The organism is Janthinobacterium sp. GW823-FHT03B06, assembly GCF_058796955.1.
Genome location: NZ_JBXAJE010000004.1, coordinates 409,379 through 428,046, shown reverse-complemented (window position 1 = coordinate 428,046; position 18,668 = coordinate 409,379). Strand labels below are relative to the sequence as shown.

At 56.7% G+C, this 18,668-nt stretch carries 15 protein-coding genes, 2 tRNA genes and 1 pseudogene; 11 read left to right on the top strand and 7 right to left on the bottom strand.

The window, feature by feature from the left end; translation table 11 throughout:
• Positions 1–136: 136 nt before the first annotated feature.
• Together AC1RBA_RS16615 and AC1RBA_RS16610 are read right to left on the bottom strand one after the other, a co-directional pair.
• Positions 137–796 (bottom strand): FxDxF family PEP-CTERM protein, encoded by a 660-nt coding sequence (locus tag AC1RBA_RS16615; RefSeq protein WP_070218193.1) that lies wholly within the window; start codon positions 794–796, stop codon positions 137–139.
• Positions 797–1,122: 326 nt separating this feature from the next.
• Positions 1,123–3,228, bottom strand: coding sequence for a TonB-dependent receptor family protein (locus AC1RBA_RS16610; RefSeq protein WP_492419181.1), 2,106 nt, complete (start codon positions 3,226–3,228; stop codon positions 1,123–1,125).
• Between the two features lie 287 nt (positions 3,229–3,515).
• Between AC1RBA_RS16610 and AC1RBA_RS16605 the strand changes: the two genes are divergently transcribed.
• The 3 genes from AC1RBA_RS16605 to AC1RBA_RS16595 all read left to right on the top strand — a co-directional run bounded on the left by AC1RBA_RS16605 (position 3,516) and on the right by AC1RBA_RS16595 (position 4,964).
• The gene (locus AC1RBA_RS16605) at positions 3,516–3,962 is read left to right on the top strand and encodes a response regulator (protein ID WP_162995554.1); all 447 of its coding nucleotides are present in this window, start codon (positions 3,516–3,518) and stop codon (positions 3,960–3,962) included.
• A 151-nt stretch (positions 3,963–4,113) separates the two neighbouring features.
• Positions 4,114–4,500: a BPSL0067 family protein gene (locus tag AC1RBA_RS16600; RefSeq protein ID WP_492419179.1), complete on the top strand. Its 387-nt coding sequence runs from the start codon at positions 4,114–4,116 to the stop codon at positions 4,498–4,500.
• Between the two features lie 8 nt (positions 4,501–4,508).
• A complete protein-coding gene (locus AC1RBA_RS16595) occupies positions 4,509–4,964 on the top strand; it encodes an STY0301 family protein (RefSeq protein ID WP_492419177.1) in 456 nt (151 codons plus the stop codon).
• Between the two features lie 82 nt (positions 4,965–5,046).
• On the opposite strand, the gene AC1RBA_RS16590 is transcribed toward AC1RBA_RS16595, so the two are convergent.
• From AC1RBA_RS16590 to AC1RBA_RS16575, 4 genes are all read right to left on the bottom strand, one after another.
• Positions 5,047–5,122, bottom strand: a tRNA-His gene (locus AC1RBA_RS16590).
• Between the two features lie 133 nt (positions 5,123–5,255).
• Positions 5,256–6,101: a glutamate racemase gene (murI, locus tag AC1RBA_RS16585; protein WP_492419175.1), complete on the bottom strand. Its 846-nt coding sequence runs from the start codon at positions 6,099–6,101 to the stop codon at positions 5,256–5,258.
• 67 nt (positions 6,102–6,168) lie between these two features.
• Positions 6,169–7,710, bottom strand: coding sequence for a fumarate hydratase (locus tag AC1RBA_RS16580; RefSeq protein ID WP_086144995.1), 1,542 nt, complete (start codon positions 7,708–7,710; stop codon positions 6,169–6,171).
• Positions 7,711–7,781: 71 nt separating this feature from the next.
• Positions 7,782–8,396 carry a YqhA family protein gene (locus AC1RBA_RS16575; protein ID WP_070218187.1) on the bottom strand — a complete coding sequence of 205 codons (615 nt, stop codon included), beginning with the start codon at positions 8,394–8,396 and terminating at the stop codon, positions 7,782–7,784.
• Positions 8,397–8,690: 294 nt separating this feature from the next.
• Between AC1RBA_RS16575 and acs the strand changes: the two genes are divergently transcribed.
• The 5 genes from acs to AC1RBA_RS16550 all read left to right on the top strand — a co-directional run bounded on the left by acs (position 8,691) and on the right by AC1RBA_RS16550 (position 13,910).
• The gene (gene acs / locus AC1RBA_RS16570; protein ID WP_492419173.1) at positions 8,691–10,697 is read left to right on the top strand and encodes an acetate--CoA ligase; all 2,007 of its coding nucleotides are present in this window, start codon (positions 8,691–8,693) and stop codon (positions 10,695–10,697) included.
• 213 nt (positions 10,698–10,910) lie between these two features.
• Positions 10,911–11,001: transfer RNA gene (locus AC1RBA_RS16565), tRNA-Ser, on the top strand.
• Positions 11,002–11,222: 221 nt separating this feature from the next.
• Positions 11,223–12,512, top strand: coding sequence for a tyrosine-type recombinase/integrase (locus AC1RBA_RS16560; RefSeq protein WP_219117035.1), 1,290 nt, complete (start codon positions 11,223–11,225; stop codon positions 12,510–12,512).
• Positions 12,513–12,522: 10 nt separating this feature from the next.
• On the top strand, positions 12,523–13,146 hold the full coding sequence (locus AC1RBA_RS16555; protein ID WP_492419171.1) for an Arm DNA-binding domain-containing protein: 624 nt from the start codon (positions 12,523–12,525) through the stop codon (positions 13,144–13,146).
• Positions 13,147–13,358: 212 nt separating this feature from the next.
• Positions 13,359–13,910 (top strand): hypothetical protein, encoded by a 552-nt coding sequence (locus AC1RBA_RS16550; RefSeq protein WP_492419169.1) that lies wholly within the window; start codon positions 13,359–13,361, stop codon positions 13,908–13,910.
• 162 nt (positions 13,911–14,072) lie between these two features.
• Here the strand turns inward: AC1RBA_RS16550 and AC1RBA_RS16545 are convergent, their stop codons facing one another.
• Complete coding sequence (locus AC1RBA_RS16545; RefSeq protein ID WP_492419167.1) at positions 14,073–14,381, bottom strand: helix-turn-helix transcriptional regulator; 309 nt, start codon at positions 14,379–14,381, stop codon at positions 14,073–14,075.
• Positions 14,382–15,279: 898 nt separating this feature from the next.
• Here AC1RBA_RS16545 and AC1RBA_RS16540 point away from each other — a divergent pair.
• The 3 genes and pseudogenes from AC1RBA_RS16540 to AC1RBA_RS16530 form a co-directional block, all read left to right on the top strand.
• Positions 15,280–15,577, top strand: a pseudogene (locus AC1RBA_RS16540) (integrase domain-containing protein); the annotation flags it as partial.
• A gap of 271 nt (positions 15,578–15,848) precedes the next feature.
• Complete coding sequence (locus tag AC1RBA_RS16535) at positions 15,849–16,871, top strand: DNA cytosine methyltransferase (protein ID WP_492419166.1); 1,023 nt, start codon at positions 15,849–15,851, stop codon at positions 16,869–16,871.
• The gene (locus AC1RBA_RS16530) at positions 16,846–18,651 is read left to right on the top strand and encodes an ATP-dependent nuclease (RefSeq protein ID WP_492419164.1); all 1,806 of its coding nucleotides are present in this window, start codon (positions 16,846–16,848) and stop codon (positions 18,649–18,651) included. The genes AC1RBA_RS16535 and AC1RBA_RS16530 overlap by 26 nt, the downstream gene beginning before the upstream one ends.
• Positions 18,652–18,668: the final 17 nt, after the last annotated feature.

Here is an 18,668-nt window from a genome sequence, read left to right as displayed (position 1 = left end):
TGCTTGATACCCCGCTATTGTAGCGCCAATTTAATTCTTTTGGGCAACATCTAATGCGGCAGTGCACGCTTCTTCGGACGTGAAAAAGCCGCCCGGCCAAACGGCGGGACGGCTGTTGCGTGGCGTCTGTCCGGACTCAGGCGGCTGTCTTGCGGCGTGCCATGAAACCCAGCAAGCCCAGGCCCAGCAGCATCATGGCGTAGGTTTCAGGTTCCGGCACGGCGGCCGTCACCGAGACGTTGTCCAGGTAGGAACCATAGGTCGGTGCGGAGACGGGGCCGATCGATTCGAAACGCAGCAGGCTCGACGAGCCGAGTGCGGTCACGTTCTGGCTGTAGGTTTGCCACACGCCGCTCGTGTTGCCGATCAATGCCGTTGGCGTCAGCAGGGTCGAACCCCAGTAGACATTCATCAGGCTGTTCGCGCCGCCCGCCGTATCGGGACGGCCCGAGTAGGCAAACGACAGCGCATAGGTGCTGCCGGCCGTGGTGGCGATCGCTTGCGATACCGACGTCAGGCGGTCCGTATTGAGTTCCAGGTATTGCGTGCCGCTGGCGGCGACGGGATTGAATCCGCCCTGGCCGCCTTGCGTGGCGCCTTTCTGGATTTCAAAGGCCGAATTGCCGCTGGCCGATGAAGTCCAGCCTGTGACGCTGCTGAGCGGGGCCCAGGCTGAGGCGATGACATTGTTTTCGAAACTGCCATTGACCACCAGTTCGGTCGCGGCGTTGGCGGCGCCAGCGGTGACCAGGGTGGCCAGTGCGGCGATCTTCAGGAGGGTGGCTGGCGTTTTCATGGGTTCTCGTTTGATTGGTTAAAAGATAATTTGATTTCTTAAATGACATTTAAAGAATATCACCAAAACTCACAAAAAGAACACGCGCTCGCTAAAATTATTTGCAATTGTGAAATCATTTGTGTCTACATGGAAATTAATTTCTATGGTGAATGAATTGCTGTGAAGCTCCAAGGCGAACGCAAGCTTGGAGTTACTTGCGTCACGGTATTTTTGTGACATCGGGACGTAAAAAAACCTGCATCGTAACAACAACGATGCAGGTTTTTTCAGGTAACTGCCGTGCGTAGCGGCATATCGATTCGATAGGCGCCTTCGCGCAGGCATCAGAACGCCAGGCGGCCCTGCAGGTAGACCATGCGCGGCGCGCCCACCAGCTTGCCCAGGTTGCCGTCCGAGGTGCGCGTGAAGTAGCGCTTGTCGGCGAGGTTGTTGACGCCGGCAACCAGCTCCAGGCCGTTCTGGCCCGGTACTGTCCATTTCACCTGCGTGTTCCATGTACGGAAGCCGGGAATCACGCCCAGGTTGCCGGCCGGGTTTTCCGCCACGGTATTCGCTTCGTCGGCGAACTGGCGGCTCTGATGGCTGCTCGACAAATCAACACCCCAGGCGCCCAGCTGATAGTGGACGCCGACGGTATCCGTGGTGCGCGAATAGAAGGGCACGTCGTTGCCCGCGTTCGCACCATCCTGCAAGGTTGCCTTGGTGTAGGTGTAGGTGGCGTAGGCGTTCAAGCCGGCCAGCGGGCCGGACTTGTCGAAGCGGTAGTCGACGGCCGTTTCCAGGCCGCGGTGGTGCGTGGCGCCCACGTTGTAGAAGACGACGTTCTCGCCGCTGCCCACGGACTGGATCTGGTTGTCGAATTTGATGTTGAACAAGGTGGCTTCGGCCGACAGCTGGCCGCTCTTCCAGCGCGCGCCCAGCTCGGCTGTTTTTGCCAGTTCCGGTTGCAGCGGGTTCTTGCTCGACTGCGCATTGAGCTGCGTATTTTGCACGGCGCCAAACGAGCTGTTGTAGTTGCCGAACAGGGTCACGTTGTTATTGAGCAAGTAGGCGACGTTCAGCGAGGGCAGGGCCTTGTTGTTGAGCAGTTCGATCTTCTGGTCGACCGGCAAATGGTTGAAGCGTTCCGTCTTGATGTGCTCGTAGCGTACGCCCGGCGTGATGCGCCAGGCGTCGATGGCGATCTTGTCATCGATATACACGGCCTGCGCATCGGTGGCATTGTCGGCAAAGCGCGTCGGCGCCTGCCGCACGCCGCTGGCGATGACCACGTTGTAGATGGCTTCGTCGGCGCGCTCGGCCAGGTAGCGGTAGCCGACGGTGACGTCCTGTGTGACCTTGCCGGTGATAAAGCGCTCCGTGTAGCGCGGCTCGATGGCCGTCGTTTCATAGTTGCGCGGCTGGTGGCCCAGGTTTTTTCCGCTGATCAGGGTGCTTTCGCGCGAGCTCTTGTTGTAGTAGGCGCGCACTTCGAATTCCTGCGTGTTCGAAATAGCATTCAGGTAGCCGATGTCGAAGGCCTTGCGCTCGCCGCTCCAGAAGTCGGTGGGGCGCGTGTTCTGGAACGGGTCCTGCTTGTATTGCGCAGCAGTCAGGCCGCCCGGCGTGCGCGACGTCACGTCGTAGTAGGACAGCTTGCCGTACACCTCGGCCGTCGGGCTCAGGTCGTAGCGGAATTTCAGGGCGAAGTCGTTGACTTTTTCATCGCTGCCCACGCGCCAGTCGCTGCCGCGGATGCCGGAATACAGCACCGCCAGGCCCAAGCCGCTGTCGAGCTGGGTACCGGCAAAGACGCTGGCCTGCGTGTTGTGGCCCACTTCGCTGTAAGAGTTGTAGCGCACCGTGGCGTCGCCCGTGATGCCTGGCGTGGTGGGCACGCGGCGCGTCTTGAAGTTGATGATGCCGCCCACGTTTTGCGGGCCGAAGCGCACGGCGCCGCCGCCGCGCACCACGTCGACAGTCTCGACATTGGCCAGGCTGACGGGCGCGAACGACAGTTGCGGCTGGCCATACGGCGCGACCGACATCGGAATGCCGTCAAGTAACACCGTGCTGCGCGGCGAATAGCGTCCGGCCAGGCCGCGCACGCCGATGTTGAGCGAAATGGCGCTGCCCGCGCTGCCCGAATTGTCGCTGATCTGCACGCCGGGAATGCGGCGCATCACGTCGCTGAGGCTGGTTGCACCCGAGTTCTCGATATCGTCCTTTTGCACCACGGTGCGCGCGCCCGCGAAATTCTTCGTGCTGGCGGCCATGCTGGTACCCAGCAAGTTGCTGCTGACCTGAATCGATTCGAGGATGGGACCGGCATTCTCAGCGCTATTGGCGTCCTGCGCCTGCGCGGCAAGCGGGGCACCCAGGCAGGCGAGGGCGATGGCCAGCGCGCACGGGCGCAGCGAAAAGGGCAGTGTGACAGGTGTGGCAGCCATGCATGGATCTCCGTAATGACAATGTTTGCGCGGGCAATCGGGCGGCGCGACAACATCGTGGCGTGGACATCCGGCGCAAGGGGATAAGAATGATAATGATTCTCATTTTATCCGTCAATTGCGCAAACTGCGTAGGATGGGCTTTGCCTGGAGAAAGGCGGGAAGTGTTGCTGGCGCGGTACAGGAAGGAGTTTGGATTGCCGCTTGGCACCATTGCTGGGGTGCGGCGGCATTTTGCGTGCTTCTTGTATACTGCCGCTTTTGCAGCCGTCAGACGTGAACGTACAATGAGCCAGACAACTGAAACGACACCAGGCGATTCCTCCGTGGAACGCCGCCAGGGCGACCAGCCGGCAAGTGCTGCGCGCAAATTGAATCTGCTGGTGGTCGACGACAACCAGGAAGTGGGCGAATCGCTGGCCATGCTGCTCGAAGCGCTGGGCCACCATGCGGTGGTGGTGCGCAACTGGCAGATGGCCGTCGAGCAAGTCAAGCTGTGCGTGCCCGACGCCGTCTACCTCGACATCGAAATGCCCGGCATCAGCGGCATCGAAATCGGCCGCCGCCTGCACCACAATCCCGAGACGGCCAACGCCGTGCTGATCGCCGTCACGGGCCACAGCCTGCCCATGTACATGGACGACGCGCTGGCCGTGGGCTTCCGCCACTTCCTCGTCAAGCCGGTGCGCCTGGACGACCTGGCGACGACGGTGCAGTCGGTGCTGGCGGGATAGGTATCCTGCAGTAAAAGACGAAGAGGGCCGGCTGCATGCCGGCTTTTTTGCAAGAATGCGCCTGGGATTGGGAAAACAGTTGTGCTTGCTTAAAAGCGCCGTCCCTGATCCGGCATAGAGTGGCATGACATCTATCTCAAGGAGATGATTCATGCCCTATATTTATTCCAATGTCGCCGAGTTGAAAGGCAGGCCCGTTGTCGGTAGTCGCCACTGCGTCGCTTTGGTGCAGTACTATGCTCGCGCGCCAGTCACGGCAAACTGGCGCGAGGGCGAAGCGGTGTTGGGGAACGCCATCATCAAACCGGGAACCGCGATCGCCACATTGGTCAGGGGGCGTTACCCGAACCGACCACATGGCAATCATGCCGCCTTGTTCATCGGCCAGGCGATAGGCGGGATCTATATTGCAGACCAATGGAAAGCCGACGGCAAGACCGAAATTTCGGTGCGGCTGATACGCTCGCAAGGCAAGGACAAGCGCGGTAATTACATCCACGCCAGCGATAACGCCGATGCATTTTCCGTGATTGAATGAGGTTGGTCATGGCATACTCAAAAACGACAATGGCAGCACGGATCTGCTGGCCTGCAATGGCACTGCTGGCCATATCGTGCCAGCAATCGACAGCCAGCGCCGCGCCCGTTGCCTGCCCAGTGTCGATTTCCCAGGGCTCGCTGCAGCTTGCCGATGTACCGCAAGGCTGGACCAGCTATGTCGGTTCGCCACTTTACCTGCATGCGGCGGCGCCGATGAACGGGCCACCGGAGCAGTTGGGCGAGCTGTCGGACTTCCGGCAAAAGCGCTTGAAAAAAGGTTGGGTAGATACTTATCGGCTCGATGGCAAGTTTCCGGACGGGAAATGGCTGGCCTGTCGTTACGGCGGCACGGGTCAGCTGACTTTGGCGATGCGGCTCGACGACAGTATCAACAGCTGTACTTTTACTTATCGGCAAGGTGAGCATGTCGGTGAGCGCAACATCGCCATCCTGTGCAGATAGTCATGGTGTTTGATTTACGCCATAAAAACCTGCTCTGAAATAGAAAAAGCCCGGTTTGAAAACCGGGCTCTTCTTTATTCTGTGGGGTGGCTGATGGGGCTCGAACCCACGACAACAGGAATCACAATCCTGGACTCTACCAACTGAGCTACAGCCACCACTGTCTTACTTGCCTGTTTAGCTGTTTTGCTGAACAGGTGCCGAATTATACAAAGAACTCGGCAAAGTGGCAAATCTAAATGCAGTCTTTTTTAAAGAATCGAAAGATTGCATGAAAACGCCTGTTTTCGCTCACACGGACAGGTGTTCGACAGGCGGGTGCAAGTCCAGCAAGCCGGCGAAGGCTTGCGCCAGGGATTCGACCTTGGCCGTTGTGTAGCCCTGCAGCTGGGGCGCATCGTTGTTGATGCGGCGTAAGCTTGCCGCGTCGAGCAGGCGGGCCAGCTGGCGCGCCACGGCGTCGCCCGTGTCGACCAGGGTGATCGTTTCCTGCGTATGCGCGCGCACCGTGCGTGCGATGGCGTCCTGCACGAAGGGGTAGTGGGTGCAGCCGAGCACGAGGGTATCGACGCCTTGTTCCAGCATGGGCGCGATGTAGCGTTCCAGCATGGCGCTGGTGGCGTCGAGCGGGTCGTTGCCCAGCTCGCACTGCTCGATGCGGTCGGCCAGGCCGATGCAGGGCTGCAAGATGAACGTGGCGCCCGTGGCTGCGCTCACCTGCTCGCGCAGGGCCAGCAGCTTGTCGCCGCGCAAGGCACGTTCCGTGGCCAGCACGGCGATCTTGCCGTTGCGGCTGATGGCGGCCGCCGGTTTCAGGCCCGGCTCGACGCCGACGATGGGCAGGTCGGGATAGCGTGCGCGCAGCGCCTTGATGGCGGCGATGGTGGCCGTGTTGCACGCCACCACCAATGCTTTCGCGCCTTGCTGCAACAAGAAGGCGGTGATCGCCAGCGAACGGTCGATCACTTGCTGTTCCGTCTTGTCGCCATATGGCGCGTAGGCGGAATCGGCAAAGTAAATCAAATCTTCCTGCGGCAGCTGCGCGCGGATATGGCGCAGCACCGACAGGCCGCCCACGCCGGAGTCAAAGATGCCGATGGGCGCGTCTGGGCGGGCAGTGCTTGCAATAGAAGTCATATAAAGCCGAAGAAGATAAAAAAACGCCGCGCTGGTGTTGCCGCGCGGCGTCTATGGTAGAGCTTGTTTAAGCAACCGTCACGGGAATCTTGCTCACGCTATTGAGTTGCTCGATCTTCGCCTGCCACTCTTTCGGGCCCGTGTTGTGCACCGACGTGCCCTTCGCATCGACGGCCACCGTCACCGGCATGTCGACGACGTCGAATTCGTAGATCGCTTCCATGCCCATGTCGGCAAAGCCCAGCACCTTGGCGTGCTTGATGGCTTTCGACACCAGGTAGGCGGCGCCGCCCACGGCCATCAAATAGGCCGACTGGTGCTTCTGGATCGATTCGATGGCGACCGGGCCGCGTTCGGCCTTGCCGATCATGGCGATCAGCCCCGTTTTTTCCAGCATCATGTCGGTGAACTTGTCCATGCGCGTGGCGGTCGTCGGACCGGCCGGGCCGACGGCTTCGTCGCGCACGGGGTCGACGGGGCCGACGTAATAGATCACGCGGTTTTTAAAATCGACCGGCAACTCTTCGCCCTTGGCCAGCATGTCCTGGATGCGCTTGTGCGCGGCGTCGCGGCCCGTCAGCATCTTGCCGTTCAACAGCAAGGTCTGGCCCGGCGTCCACGAAGCGACTTCTTCCTTCGTCAGGGTGTTCAGGTCGACGCGCTTGGATTTTTCCGTGTCCGGCGTCCAGTGCACTTCCGGCCACGACGACAGCGACGGCGGCGTCATGTAGGCAGGGCCGGAACCGTCGAGCACGAAGTGGCCGTGGCGCGTGGCGGCGCAGTTCGGGATCATGGCGACAGGCTTCGACGCGGCGTGCGTCGGGTGCATCATGATTTTCACGTCGAGCACGGTCGTCAGGCCGCCCAGGCCTTGTGCGCCGATGCCCAGCGAGTTGATTTTGTCGCACAGCTCGATGCGCAGTTCTTCCAGCTTGTTCTGCGGGCCGCGTTGCTTCAGCTCAAACATGTCGATGTCCTCCATCAACACTTCTTTTGCCATCAGCATGGCTTTTTCGGCCGTGCCGCCGATGCCGATGCCCAGCATGCCGGGCGGGCACCAGCCGGCGCCCATGGTCGGCACGGTCTTCATGACCCAGTCCACCAGCGAATCGGACGGGTTCATCATGATCATCTTGGATTTGTTTTCCGAGCCGCCGCCCTTGGCCGCCACTTTCACGTCGACGGTATTGCCTTCGACCAGTTCCATGTGCACCACGGCTGGCGTGTTGTCCTTGGTGTTCTTGCGGTCGAAATGCGGGTCGGCCACGATGGAGGCGCGCAGCTTGTTGTCGTCGAAGTTGTACGCGCGGCGCACGCCTTCATTGACGGCGTCGGTGACGGTGCCGCTGAAACCTTCGAAGCGCACGCCCATGCCGATTTTCAGGAAGACGTTGACGATACCCGTGTCCTGGCAGATAGGACGCTTGCCTTCCGCGCACATGCGCGAGTTGGTCAGGATTTGCGCGATCGCATCTTTTGCCGCCGGGCTTTGCTCGGCCGCATAGGCGCGCGCCAGGTGCTCGATGTAATCAGCAGGGTGGTAGTAGCTAATGTACTGCAACGCTGCGGCGACGGATTCGATCAGGTCTTCTTGCTTTATGACAGTCATGGTGTTCTCGCGGTGGATAAGAAGGGTAGGACTTTGATGCTGTTTGCTAATCAGTATGGGAGCGCCAGAACTTAGTGGGGCGCCCTGGCTTGGTTCTGCGTCACCGTCATGATGCGGTCCGTGTACGCAATCGCCATCGCCGACAGGATGAAGACCATATGGATCACCGTTTGCGCGATGATCACTTCGATCTTGTACGAGTTGGCATTGATAAACGTCTTCAGAAGGTGGATGGACGAGATGCCGATGATGGCCATCGCCAGTTTCGTCTTCAGCACGGACGCATTCACATGCGACAGCCATTCCGGCTGGTCCGGATGGTCGTCGAGGTGCATGCGCGACACGAACGTTTCGTAGCCGCCGATGATGACCATGATCAACAGATTCGAGATCATGACCACGTCGATCAGGCCCAAGACCACCAGCATGATGGTCGCTTCATTGAGCTTGGTCGGCAGGGCGCCGCCCGGTACGGCCACGGCCGTCAAGACGTGCTGCAGGGCCGCGTCATTGCCGAATACGGCGCCGATCAGGTCCGACAGTTCCACCCAGAAATGAAATACGTAGACGCATTGGGCAAGGATCAAACCCAGGTACAGCGGCAGCTGCAGCCAGCGCGACATGAAGATGAAGGCGGACAGGGGATGCAGTTTGCTATGTTTGGGTTTTTGTGAATGGTCGATCATCTGGAGTTTCCTGGGGGTAAATACCAATTTTTGGTATGCCCGACATTTTACACTTGCTGCTGATCACTGCGCATGCCCTCGATTTGGATTCTTGGGCTTGATGAAACACAAAGCGACGCCAACTAATTGACTTGTTATCAGTTTTCCCATCCAGAATGCTGGGCGGCGCGCGCTTGACGCCCGTCGCCGGTGGCGATTATGGTTAGAATGGATCGGGGAAAACGCTGCATGTAAGGCGTCCGTAAGACAGCAGGAATATTGTGTTAATAAACAATTACTACACTGGAGACTAGCATGGCCGCTATAGAGAACCAAGGGCAGGGCACTGAGCAGCAGGGACCGGAAGAGTCGCGCGTATTTGAACCGTCGGCAGCGTTTGCCGCACAGGCAACGATTTCCGGCATGGACGCCTACCGCGCCATGGTGGCCGATGCCGAACGCGACTACGAAGGCTTCTGGGCCAAGCTGGCGCGCGAGAACCTGAGCTGGAAAAAGCCGTTCACCCGCACCCTGAACGAAGACAACGCCCCGTTCTACAAATGGTTCGAAGACGGCCAGCTGAACGTGTCGTACAACTGCCTGGACCGCAACATCGAAAATGGCCTGGGCGACAAGACGGCCATCATCTTTGAAGCGGACGACGGCACCGTTACCAAGGCAACCTATAAAGAACTGCACGAAAAAGTCTGTAAGTTCGCCAACGGCCTGAAATCCAAAGGCATCGCCAAGGGCGACCGCGTCATCATCTATATGTCGATGTCCGTCGAAGGCGTGGCCGCCATGCAAGCCTGCGCGCGCATCGGCGCCACCCATTCCGTGGTGTTCGGCGGCTTCTCGGCCAAGTCCTTGCAGGAACGCATCATCGACGCGGGCGCCGTGGCCGTCATCACGGGCGACGAGCAATTGCGCGGCGGCAAAAAGCTGCCATTGAAATCCATCGTCGACGAAGCCCTGGCGCTGGGCGGCTGCGACTCCGTGAAAAACGTCATCGTGTATCAACGCACGGGCAGCGACCTGCCGATGGTGGCTGGCCGCGACACGTGGCTGCACGACCTGGTCGAAGGCCAGAGCGCGCAATGCGAACCGGAATGGGTCGATGCCGAGCATCCACTGTTTATCTTGTACACCTCCGGCTCGACGGGCACGCCGAAGGGCGTGCAGCATTCGAGCGGCGGCTACCTGCTGTGGGCCGCGCTGACGATGAAGTGGAGTTTCGACATCAAGCCCGACGACGTGTTCTGGTGCACGGCCGACATCGGCTGGGTGACGGGCCACAGCTACATCGCGTACGGCCCGATGGCCGTGGGCGCCACGCAAGTGGTGTTCGAAGGCATCCCGACCTACCCGAACGCGGGCCGTTTCTGGGAAACCATCAAGAAACACAACGTCAGCATTTTCTACACCGCCCCCACGGCCATCCGTTCGCTGATCAAGGCGGCCGACGTGGACCCGAAAGTCCACCCAAGCAACTACGACCTGAGCAGCTTGCGTTTGCTGGGCACGGTAGGCGAGCCGATCAATCCAGAAGCGTGGATGTGGTACTACAAGAACATCGGTGGCGAGAAATGCCCGATCGTCGATACCTTCTGGCAAACGGAAACGGGTGGTCACATGATCACGCCATTGCCTGGCGCCACGCCGATGGTCCCCGGTTCCTGCACCCTGCCATTGCCGGGCATCATGGCCGCCATCGTCGACGAAGCGGGCCAGGACGTGCCGAACGGCCAGGGCGGCATCCTCGTGGTGAAGCGTCCATGGCCATCGATGATCCGTACGATCTGGAACAACCCCGAGCGTTTCAAGTCCAGCTACTTCCCGGAAGAGCTGGGCGGCAAGATGTACCTGGCAGGCGACGGCGCCATCCGCAACAAGGACACCGGTTACTTCACCATCACGGGCCGCATCGATGACGTGCTGAACGTGTCGGGCCACCGCATGGGCACGATGGAAATCGAATCGGCCCTGGTGGCCAACCCGCTGGTGGCCGAAGCGGCGGTAGTCGGCCGTCCGGACGACACGACAGGCGAATCGATCTGCGCCTTCGTGGTGCTCAAGCAGGCGCGTCCGACAGGCGAGGAAGCCAAGAAGCTGGCCCTGGAGCTGCGCAACTGGGTCGGCAAGGAAATCGGCCCGATTGCGAAACCGAAGGAAATCCGTTTCGGCGACAACCTGCCAAAAACCCGCTCCGGCAAAATCATGCGCCGCCTGCTGCGCGTGCTGGCCAAGGGCGAGACGATCACGCAAGACGTGTCGACCCTGGAAAACCCGGCGATTCTGGAGCAGTTGAAGGAAGCGTCTTAAGAAGGTCAGTCCCTTCTGGATCGGCCTGCGCCCCACTGGGACGCAGGCCCCCTCAGGGGCCGACCCTAGTCCTTCCGGGTTTACTTTCGATGCCTGAATGTTTTACCCCACGGTAAATAACTTTGGCAGTCCGTAGAATCTTTGCTATAATCTGCGGCTTCGCGACAAGCGAGAAATAGTACGCAATGCGAGCAAGTAGACGCATTGCCTGCAGGAGAGGTGGATGAGTGGTTGAAGTCGCACGCCTGGAAAGCGTGTATAGGTTCATAGCCTATCGGGGGTTCGAATCCCCCTCTCTCCGCCAAAGATACAAATTGGCCAGTTCAAGGAAGTCCAAGAACGTCCACAAAAAACCGTTTTAGCCCGTGCTAAAGCGGTTTTTTTGTATTCTGGCGTCCAGTACTGTCCAGCTGCAGCCAGCAAAAATCGGAGCTAGATACAGATCAGCTTACCCCAAGTCTCGCAACCAAGCCCTCATTCGCCGGTCTAAAGTGATTTCTGACGCATATGCTGAGGAGACCAGCCATGGCCAAGATTATCCCTCCCCTGACCGAGTTCCAGGTCAAAAATGCCAAGCCCAGGCAAAAGTCATACAAGCTGTTCGATGGCGGCGGCCTGTACGTTGAAGTGATGCCCAGCGGTTCGCGGATCTGGCGAATGAAATTCCGTCAATCGAACGGCAAGGAAAATACGCTGACCTTCGGGCCTTATCCGGAAATTTCGATCATGGTGGCGCGTGAAAAGCGCACGGAAGCGCGCCGCTTGCAGCTGCAGGGAATCGACCCCGGCAAGTACCGAGACGACGCCAGGCGGCTCGCCGCCGAAAAAGCATCCAATACCTTCGAGAAAATCGCCCGCGAGTGGTACGCAAACAAGGTGCCAACCTGGAGCGAGCGCACTTCCAAGAACATGCTGCAGCGCCTGGAGGCCGATATTTTTCCACGTATCGGCGACCGGCCGATCACGGAAATCAGGCACCGTGAACTGATTGCCACGCTGCGCAAGATCGAGGAGCGCGGCGCCACCGAGATCGCGCATCGCCTGAAAGCCGTCTGCTCGCAGATATTCAGCTACGCCATCCAGTGCGGCCTGGCCGACCGCAACCTGGTGGTGGACATGAAGGACGTCCTGAAGACCAAGCGCGTTTCGCACTTCGCCGCTATCGATGCCGATGAATTGCCCGTTTTCCTGGACACGCTGGCGCGCAACGAGGCGCGCATGTTCGAGCCGACGCGCATCGCGCTGCGCCTGATGCTGCTGATCTTCGTACGCACCAGCGAACTGATAGAGACGCCATGGAGCGAAGTCGATCTGGAGAAGGGCGAGTGGATCATTCCCTGGCAGCGCATGAAGCGCGGCAAGCTGACCGTCAACCCCGACACGACCAATCACCACGTCTGCCTTTCGCGCCAGGCGCTGGCCTTGCTGCGCCAGCTGCACACCATCACGGGCCGCGGCACGTACCTGTTTCCGAACCAGCGCGACCACGACAAGCCGTTGAGCAACAACACGCTGCTGGTGGCGCTGGCCCGCATGGGCTACAAGGGCCGCATGACCGGCCACGGCTTCCGGGCGCTGGCCATGAGCACCATCAAGGAGCGCCTGGGCTACCGCCATGAAGTGGTGGATCGCCAGCTGGCGCACGCACCCAAGGACAAGGTGGCCAGCGCCTACGACCGCGCCCAGTTCCTGTCTGAGCGCCGCAAGATGATGCAGGAGTGGGCCGACTACCTGGAAGCCGTGGAGCGCGGCGATACGCCGAAGCCAGGCCATCATGGATCGCTGGAACTGGTGTGGCCAGCGCCGCGTCGTTAAGGAGGCAGCCATGCCAAGACGAATTGAACCTCTGACAGAGCAGCAGCTGTTACAGGCAGAGCCTGGGGACAAGCCATTCAGGTTATTCGATGGCTACGGCCTGTATGTTGAAGTCATGCCGACTGGCTCGAAGGTCTGGCGCATGAAATTTCGCCAGAAGGACGGCAAGGAAAATGCCCTGACATTCGGCCACTACCCGGAAGTCTCGTCGGCGCTTGCTCGATGCCGCCGCGCAGTCGCCCGCCAGATGCTGCATGATGGGCTGGACCCGCGTACAGAGTTCGACGCGGCCCACATGCGTCCACCGAAGCCCGTCAGGCGGCATTGCCTGCTTCCAGTTGCCATGGACGACAGAAAGGTGGAGCGCTGCGTAAGCCAGGTTGGCAGGCAAGCGCTGGAGCGGTTGCACGGCCTTGTATTCCCGGCGCTGAGCCGCGTCGTGGCCGACGAAGGCGTGAGAAGCGACATGCAGATCATACTGGAGAAAATCCAGAAGGAGCGCAGCGCCGAAGTGATTGATTTGCTGTACGACTACTGCGCCGACATCATCTTTGGCTGCCTTGGATTGGGCATTGATGAAGATGATTTGATCGAGGCCATGAGGGATGCCCGGGTGGCGCAGCGGCGGAGGTGAATGCCTGCTTGCAGCGGCTGTATCGTTGCAGGTGTTGCGGCTTTCTCGATGCTTGGCTAGTTGGGAGTGATTTTGCTTGTCGAGATTTTTGTTGTGCTAGTTATCAAATGAGTTAAAGTCCTATGAGAATAGCTTGCCTGCACGTGCGGCGGTGGCGATCAACGGCAGCGAATGGCTATTACCTGATAGTTAACTTCACTCTGCGGAGCGCAATGAAGACGATACGCTTGCCATCCCGTCTACTATCACCAACTACCCGCAATAGCCCCACCCTTGGCTGGCCGCAACTGTCATTCTTTACTGGCTTGGCAGTCGGAGCGGGCTGTTTTGTTTATTATTCCTCGGCGCCGGTCCTATATATAGCGGCTCTCCTGGTATGCGTGTTCTGCTGCTTCACCATTGTCTTGAATCGACGAGAGCGGCATCGACTTGAATTACTGGCAAATTCTCGACATGGCGAGTCAATCTGCAACTTTGCTCGCAGCTTTGATACGCGGCTTACCGACACCTGGGTTATTCGTGCTGCGTATCAGGAAATTCAGCTCCTGCTGCGCTCCTATGTGGCAGCGTTTCCTGTCCGTGCTTCAGACTCGCTATTGGTAGACTTACGAATAGACCCGGAGGATGTAGAGGATTTGTTGCGGGATATTGCAGAGCGAAGCGCGCACACATTGGTCCGGGTTGAGGAAAATCCGCTGTATGGGAAGGTGAACACAGTGATGGATTTAGTGCTTTTCATCAATGCACAGCCTGGGAAAATCTAGCCTGTTACCGTGCTGGAACTGTCATGGGCCTTAGCGGCGGCATCGGCCAAGGAAACTAAATCTTGCATTGCTCTTCATGGCTCCGACCGCTTTGGGGGGGGGGGCTGAGACAGGGTTGGCTGGTTATTGTGTTTATACCGGAATAATCTCGGTTACTTGCCCTCAGGTACCTCGCTTGCCGATACGATCAATGCCTGGGGAATGATCGTTTATTGTGGACGCCGTAGCTGTCGGCCTGCTGGTCTCGATACAAGCTTGCATCCAGCGTAGCACCTCGCTTCTGAGCCAGGCAGAGGAACGTCCCTGCAGCTTGACAGGGGGAGGGAAGGTGCCCTCCTTGATGCCCGCATAAACGCTGCTGCGCGACTTGCCGCAGGTTGCCAGCACTTCGCCCAAGCGGATGAAGCGCTCTTCACCCATGCGAGGTTCAACGCGGCGCTCTTTCAGGTATTCGGCTGTCGCTGCTTTCATGGCGTCCCCTTTCGTGAACCAAAAATGCCAGCGGCAACACCGAGGCGAATGGCATATGTGGCAGGCCTTGCCCTGCCACCGATTCGTCCTTCGTCGAGACGCGCTCGCAATCATTATTCCGAAAACATGGGTCCAGTATCGAATGCCGTAATCGCTGGTGCAACAAGAATCGGCCTGCCATGCCACTTGGATCAAGCCTGCCGCGCACTATGCGTGAGATCAAGGCTGGACACAGGAGCGGGTTCGTGGAAGCTTTAGCAGCTAAAAATTGGGCAATCGACAGCGCATTCTTCATGCGATAGATGCATTGGCGCGGCCCTGATTTCATTGGTCCTGTTGCTGTATCGCCGCCACATGTGCATGCGACTGCTTGCATCTCACGCCGTCAATACCTGTCAGTAATCGTTTTGACCGTCTCCAGGGGGAGCTCTTTCTGTCCCGCGGAAAGGCGCAGCCATCGGAGGAGAAGCGCGCTATTGCCGTGTAGTACTCGTACAGCAGACTATGAAAATTTGTTGCTGACATTGATCAAGGTCGGCCCAGATGCATGTCAAATGTTCCCACTTGGACGCTGCCTATTGCCGCTGATCAACCGTGCTACTTTCGGCATACATTCCTGCTAAATCTGCTCTCGTACCTGCAAAAAAATGGTTCGACCGAGGTATTACCCGGTGATTTAAGGGGGCAGTCGCTGCACGGGGCGGAACTACCGTGCTAGTTTCGGCATACATTCCTGCTAAATTTGCTTTCGTACCTGTAAAAAAATGGTTTGGTCGAAGTTGTGTCCGACGATTTTTGTGGTTTAGTCGCTGCGCGAAGCGGGGCAGGATAGGTGAAGTTAGCTAACCTTTGGTTAGCTAACTTCCCACCTGCTTATTCGCACTTCGTGCTCAACGGTCATACGCGCCCGTCCTTGCAGTTGCAGGCGGCGTTTGGATTGCGGCGCGAGGAAAACATCAAGATCAAGCTGTGGTGGGCCGATGGCGGGAACATCCTGAGGCTGCAGGATAGTTGGACCAAAGGCGGCAAGTACCGGGCGGTGCCGATTGCCACCATGCAGCAGCGCACTGCGCTGCAAGCGGCCAAGGCGCTGGCGGGCAAAGGCAGCTTGATTTCGGCGCAGTTGCGGGGACCAGTTGAACCGCTCTCGTGCGCAGTGTGACAAGGCTGGCCCCTGTGGCAAGCAGATTTTACGCCGGATGAGTTGACAAGTTAGTGAGCAAGGTCCGATGGCGGCCGACCCGTTCACTTTATGGCGATGGGCGTTGATAATGACAGGCGTTTGGCGACGCCGATGACCTCGTGCAAAGTGTTCTCTCACAGATATCCTTCAAAGTGTTGGGAAATCATCTGCACCACGTTATCTAAATGAGAACGTCGAACTTTTAGATGTTATATTCATAACAATAGGTTTCGATACTCACTCTGGTACGGTATACTTGTGTCGACCCAACTAGAGCTTCTTGAATGCCAAAATCACCTCGCCAGCTACGCGCAATAGACCTCTTTAGCGGATGCGGAGGGCTTACGGCTGGGCTACGCCAAGCTGGCTACGATGTCGTAGCAGCTATTGAAATTGACGCGAAGGCTAGATATACCTTTTCTTTGAATCATCCAAACACCCCAATAGTAGGTAGTGATATCCGCGAAGTTGACCCCGGGCAACTAATGGTCAATTTAGGTTTAAAGCCAGAGGAATTGGACCTCTTAGCTGGATGCCCTCCATGCCAAGGGTTCTCTCGGATGCGTAAACGTAACAAATCCGTATCTGCAAAAGATGACCGGAACGCGTTGATAGAAGACTTTCAGCGATTTGTATTAGCATTCCGTCCTAAAAAAGTGATGATGGAAAACGTGCCGGGACTTCTCGATTATTACAGATTCAAAAAATTTAAATCTGTCTTAAGATCTGCTGGTTACAGCGTAGTTGCGGAAGTGTTAAATGTGGCTGATTTCGGTGTTCCCCAGCGGAGAAAACGCCTAATTGTCTCGTGCTCTTTATATGGGTCTCCAGTGCTGGCGATGCCTACCACCACACGTATAACGGTGCGCGACGCTATCGAACACTTACCCACGGCGGGACAAAGTGGGGATGCGCTTCACGATATGGCTGAAAAGCGCTCTGATAAGGTGAAAGAACTAATCAAACTAATTCCACTAGATGGTGGAAGCAGGAAAGACTTGCCTCTAGAAAAGCAACTTGACTGCCACAAAAAATCTGACGGTTTCTCGGATGTGTATGGCCGAATGGCGTGGGATGAGGTTTCGCCAACGATAACAGGTGGCTGCTTCAATCCATCAAAAGGACGATTTTTACATCCAGTTTTTCACAGGAATGTGACTTTACGTGAAGCCGCCCTATTGCAAAGTTTTCCTCCCGACTACAAGTTTGAAATAAAACATGGAAAAGAGGCGATTGCCCTGATGATTGGTAACGCACTTCCTCCGAAGTTTATCGCTGCTCATGCTGCCGCAATTGCTAAATCGTAATCCAATGCCAAAAAATCTCGATATTCCTGCATTAGTTACCTCCCTATCCCGTTTTAAGCCAGGTCGTCCACTTGAAAACTTCATCGGTGAAGCCACGTTCTCTAATTTTAAGGGTTTAGCACCGGGTACCAAGATATCTTTTGATTTTCCTGTAACTGTTATTGTTGGCCCAAACGGCATAGGCAAGAGCTCAATCTTACATGCACTGTGGGGCATGCCATTAAGAAAGAGTACAAGTAGATTCTGGTTTTCAACCGCTGTAGACCCGATTGTTGAGGGAGGAGGGAATGGTATTCCTCGCTACCATTATAAGCACTGGATTAAAGATTTAAATCGTTATGTAGAAACGCGTAAAGTACGCGGTAGGAAACGTTTAGGTTATTGGGAGCCGGCACGTGCTTTGCCAAGCGATGGCATGGCTGTAATGCCAGACCTGAACGAAAAAGATAGTCCTTTTCGTTCGGCAGACCGTTGGACACCCACCGCGCGCGAAGTCAAATATTTAAATTTCAAATGTGAATTTAGTGCGTTCGATAGGATTTTTTATTTCGCAGATAGAAGTCAGACCTTAGAAGAGCGCCAAAGAGAAATTGCAAAAGATGCAATTAGGCTGAATCGCGTAATTAAAAAAGGGTATCAATCTTACAAGCCTGGCGGCCACCAAGCTGTTTTTGAGAACAGAGACTTAACTGGTGAAGAATTGGAATGGGTTAGCTATATTCTCGGTCGTGAATATCTAAGCGCGCGGTACGTACTACATAGGCTATATAGCCATCTAGAAGCCCCTACAGTGGTTTTCAAGAGACCAAACTTAACCTATTCGGAGGCTTTTGCTGGTAGTGGAGAGTTAGCAGTAGTTCGCGCTGTAATTGAAATCTTAAGCTATCCGCAGTTCTCTCTAGTACTCTTAGACGAGCCTGAGACTTCCCTCCATCCTGGCGCGCAAGAACGTCTTATGGGCTTTCTCATGGAAATGGTCAGGACTCGACATTTTCAAGTTGTCATTTCCTCCCATTCGCCGACTCTTGTTAATATTCTTCCACCAACCGCAGTTAAAATTCTCGAAGAAACGCCGGATGGTAAAACGCAAATCGTCGCAGTAAATCACACCGAAGCGGCGTTTAACGTGTTAGGCCACCAATCAAAGGATAAGATTACGGTAGTCGTAGAGGATGCTCTTTTGACCGCATTAGTTCAGATGGCGGCCAAGAGACTCTCAGTTGGCGACCAAGCAGCACTGATATTTCATACCCCTGCTACTGGCGCGGATAATATTTTAACTTACGACATTCCTGGTTGGCTTGCCGAAAAAAGAAATGTTTTCGTTATATTGGACGGCGACCAGAAACCAGTGGATGCAATAGATTTAGAAGATTTTACAGATAAGGAAAAGCTGAAGTTAGGAACTCTCACACATAACAGATATAAAGTCCGCCCGATTCATGTCAAAGATGGTCATTCAGAGCCTGCATTATCTTATTTGAAATGGGTTCGGGATCGAGTATTTTTTCTTAATGCTGTATGTCCAGAGCAGGTGCTTTTCGAAAAATTGGTTGGTGTAGATAAAGCAAAATCAAGTGCCAATGATAATCAACTCGCTAAGAAAAATCTTGTAGCGGAACTCGAAAGTAGAGGTCATGCCACAGATGCGAACGCATTGCGAGCTTCGGTTAGCTTTATAATCGATAACGGCGGCGCAGGTAACCCTTACATTGAGGCTCTTACGGTAACGCTTTCCGATATCATTAAATTTGATGCAGCGCAACGCGCAGCAAGATGACGATTTAACTACTAAAA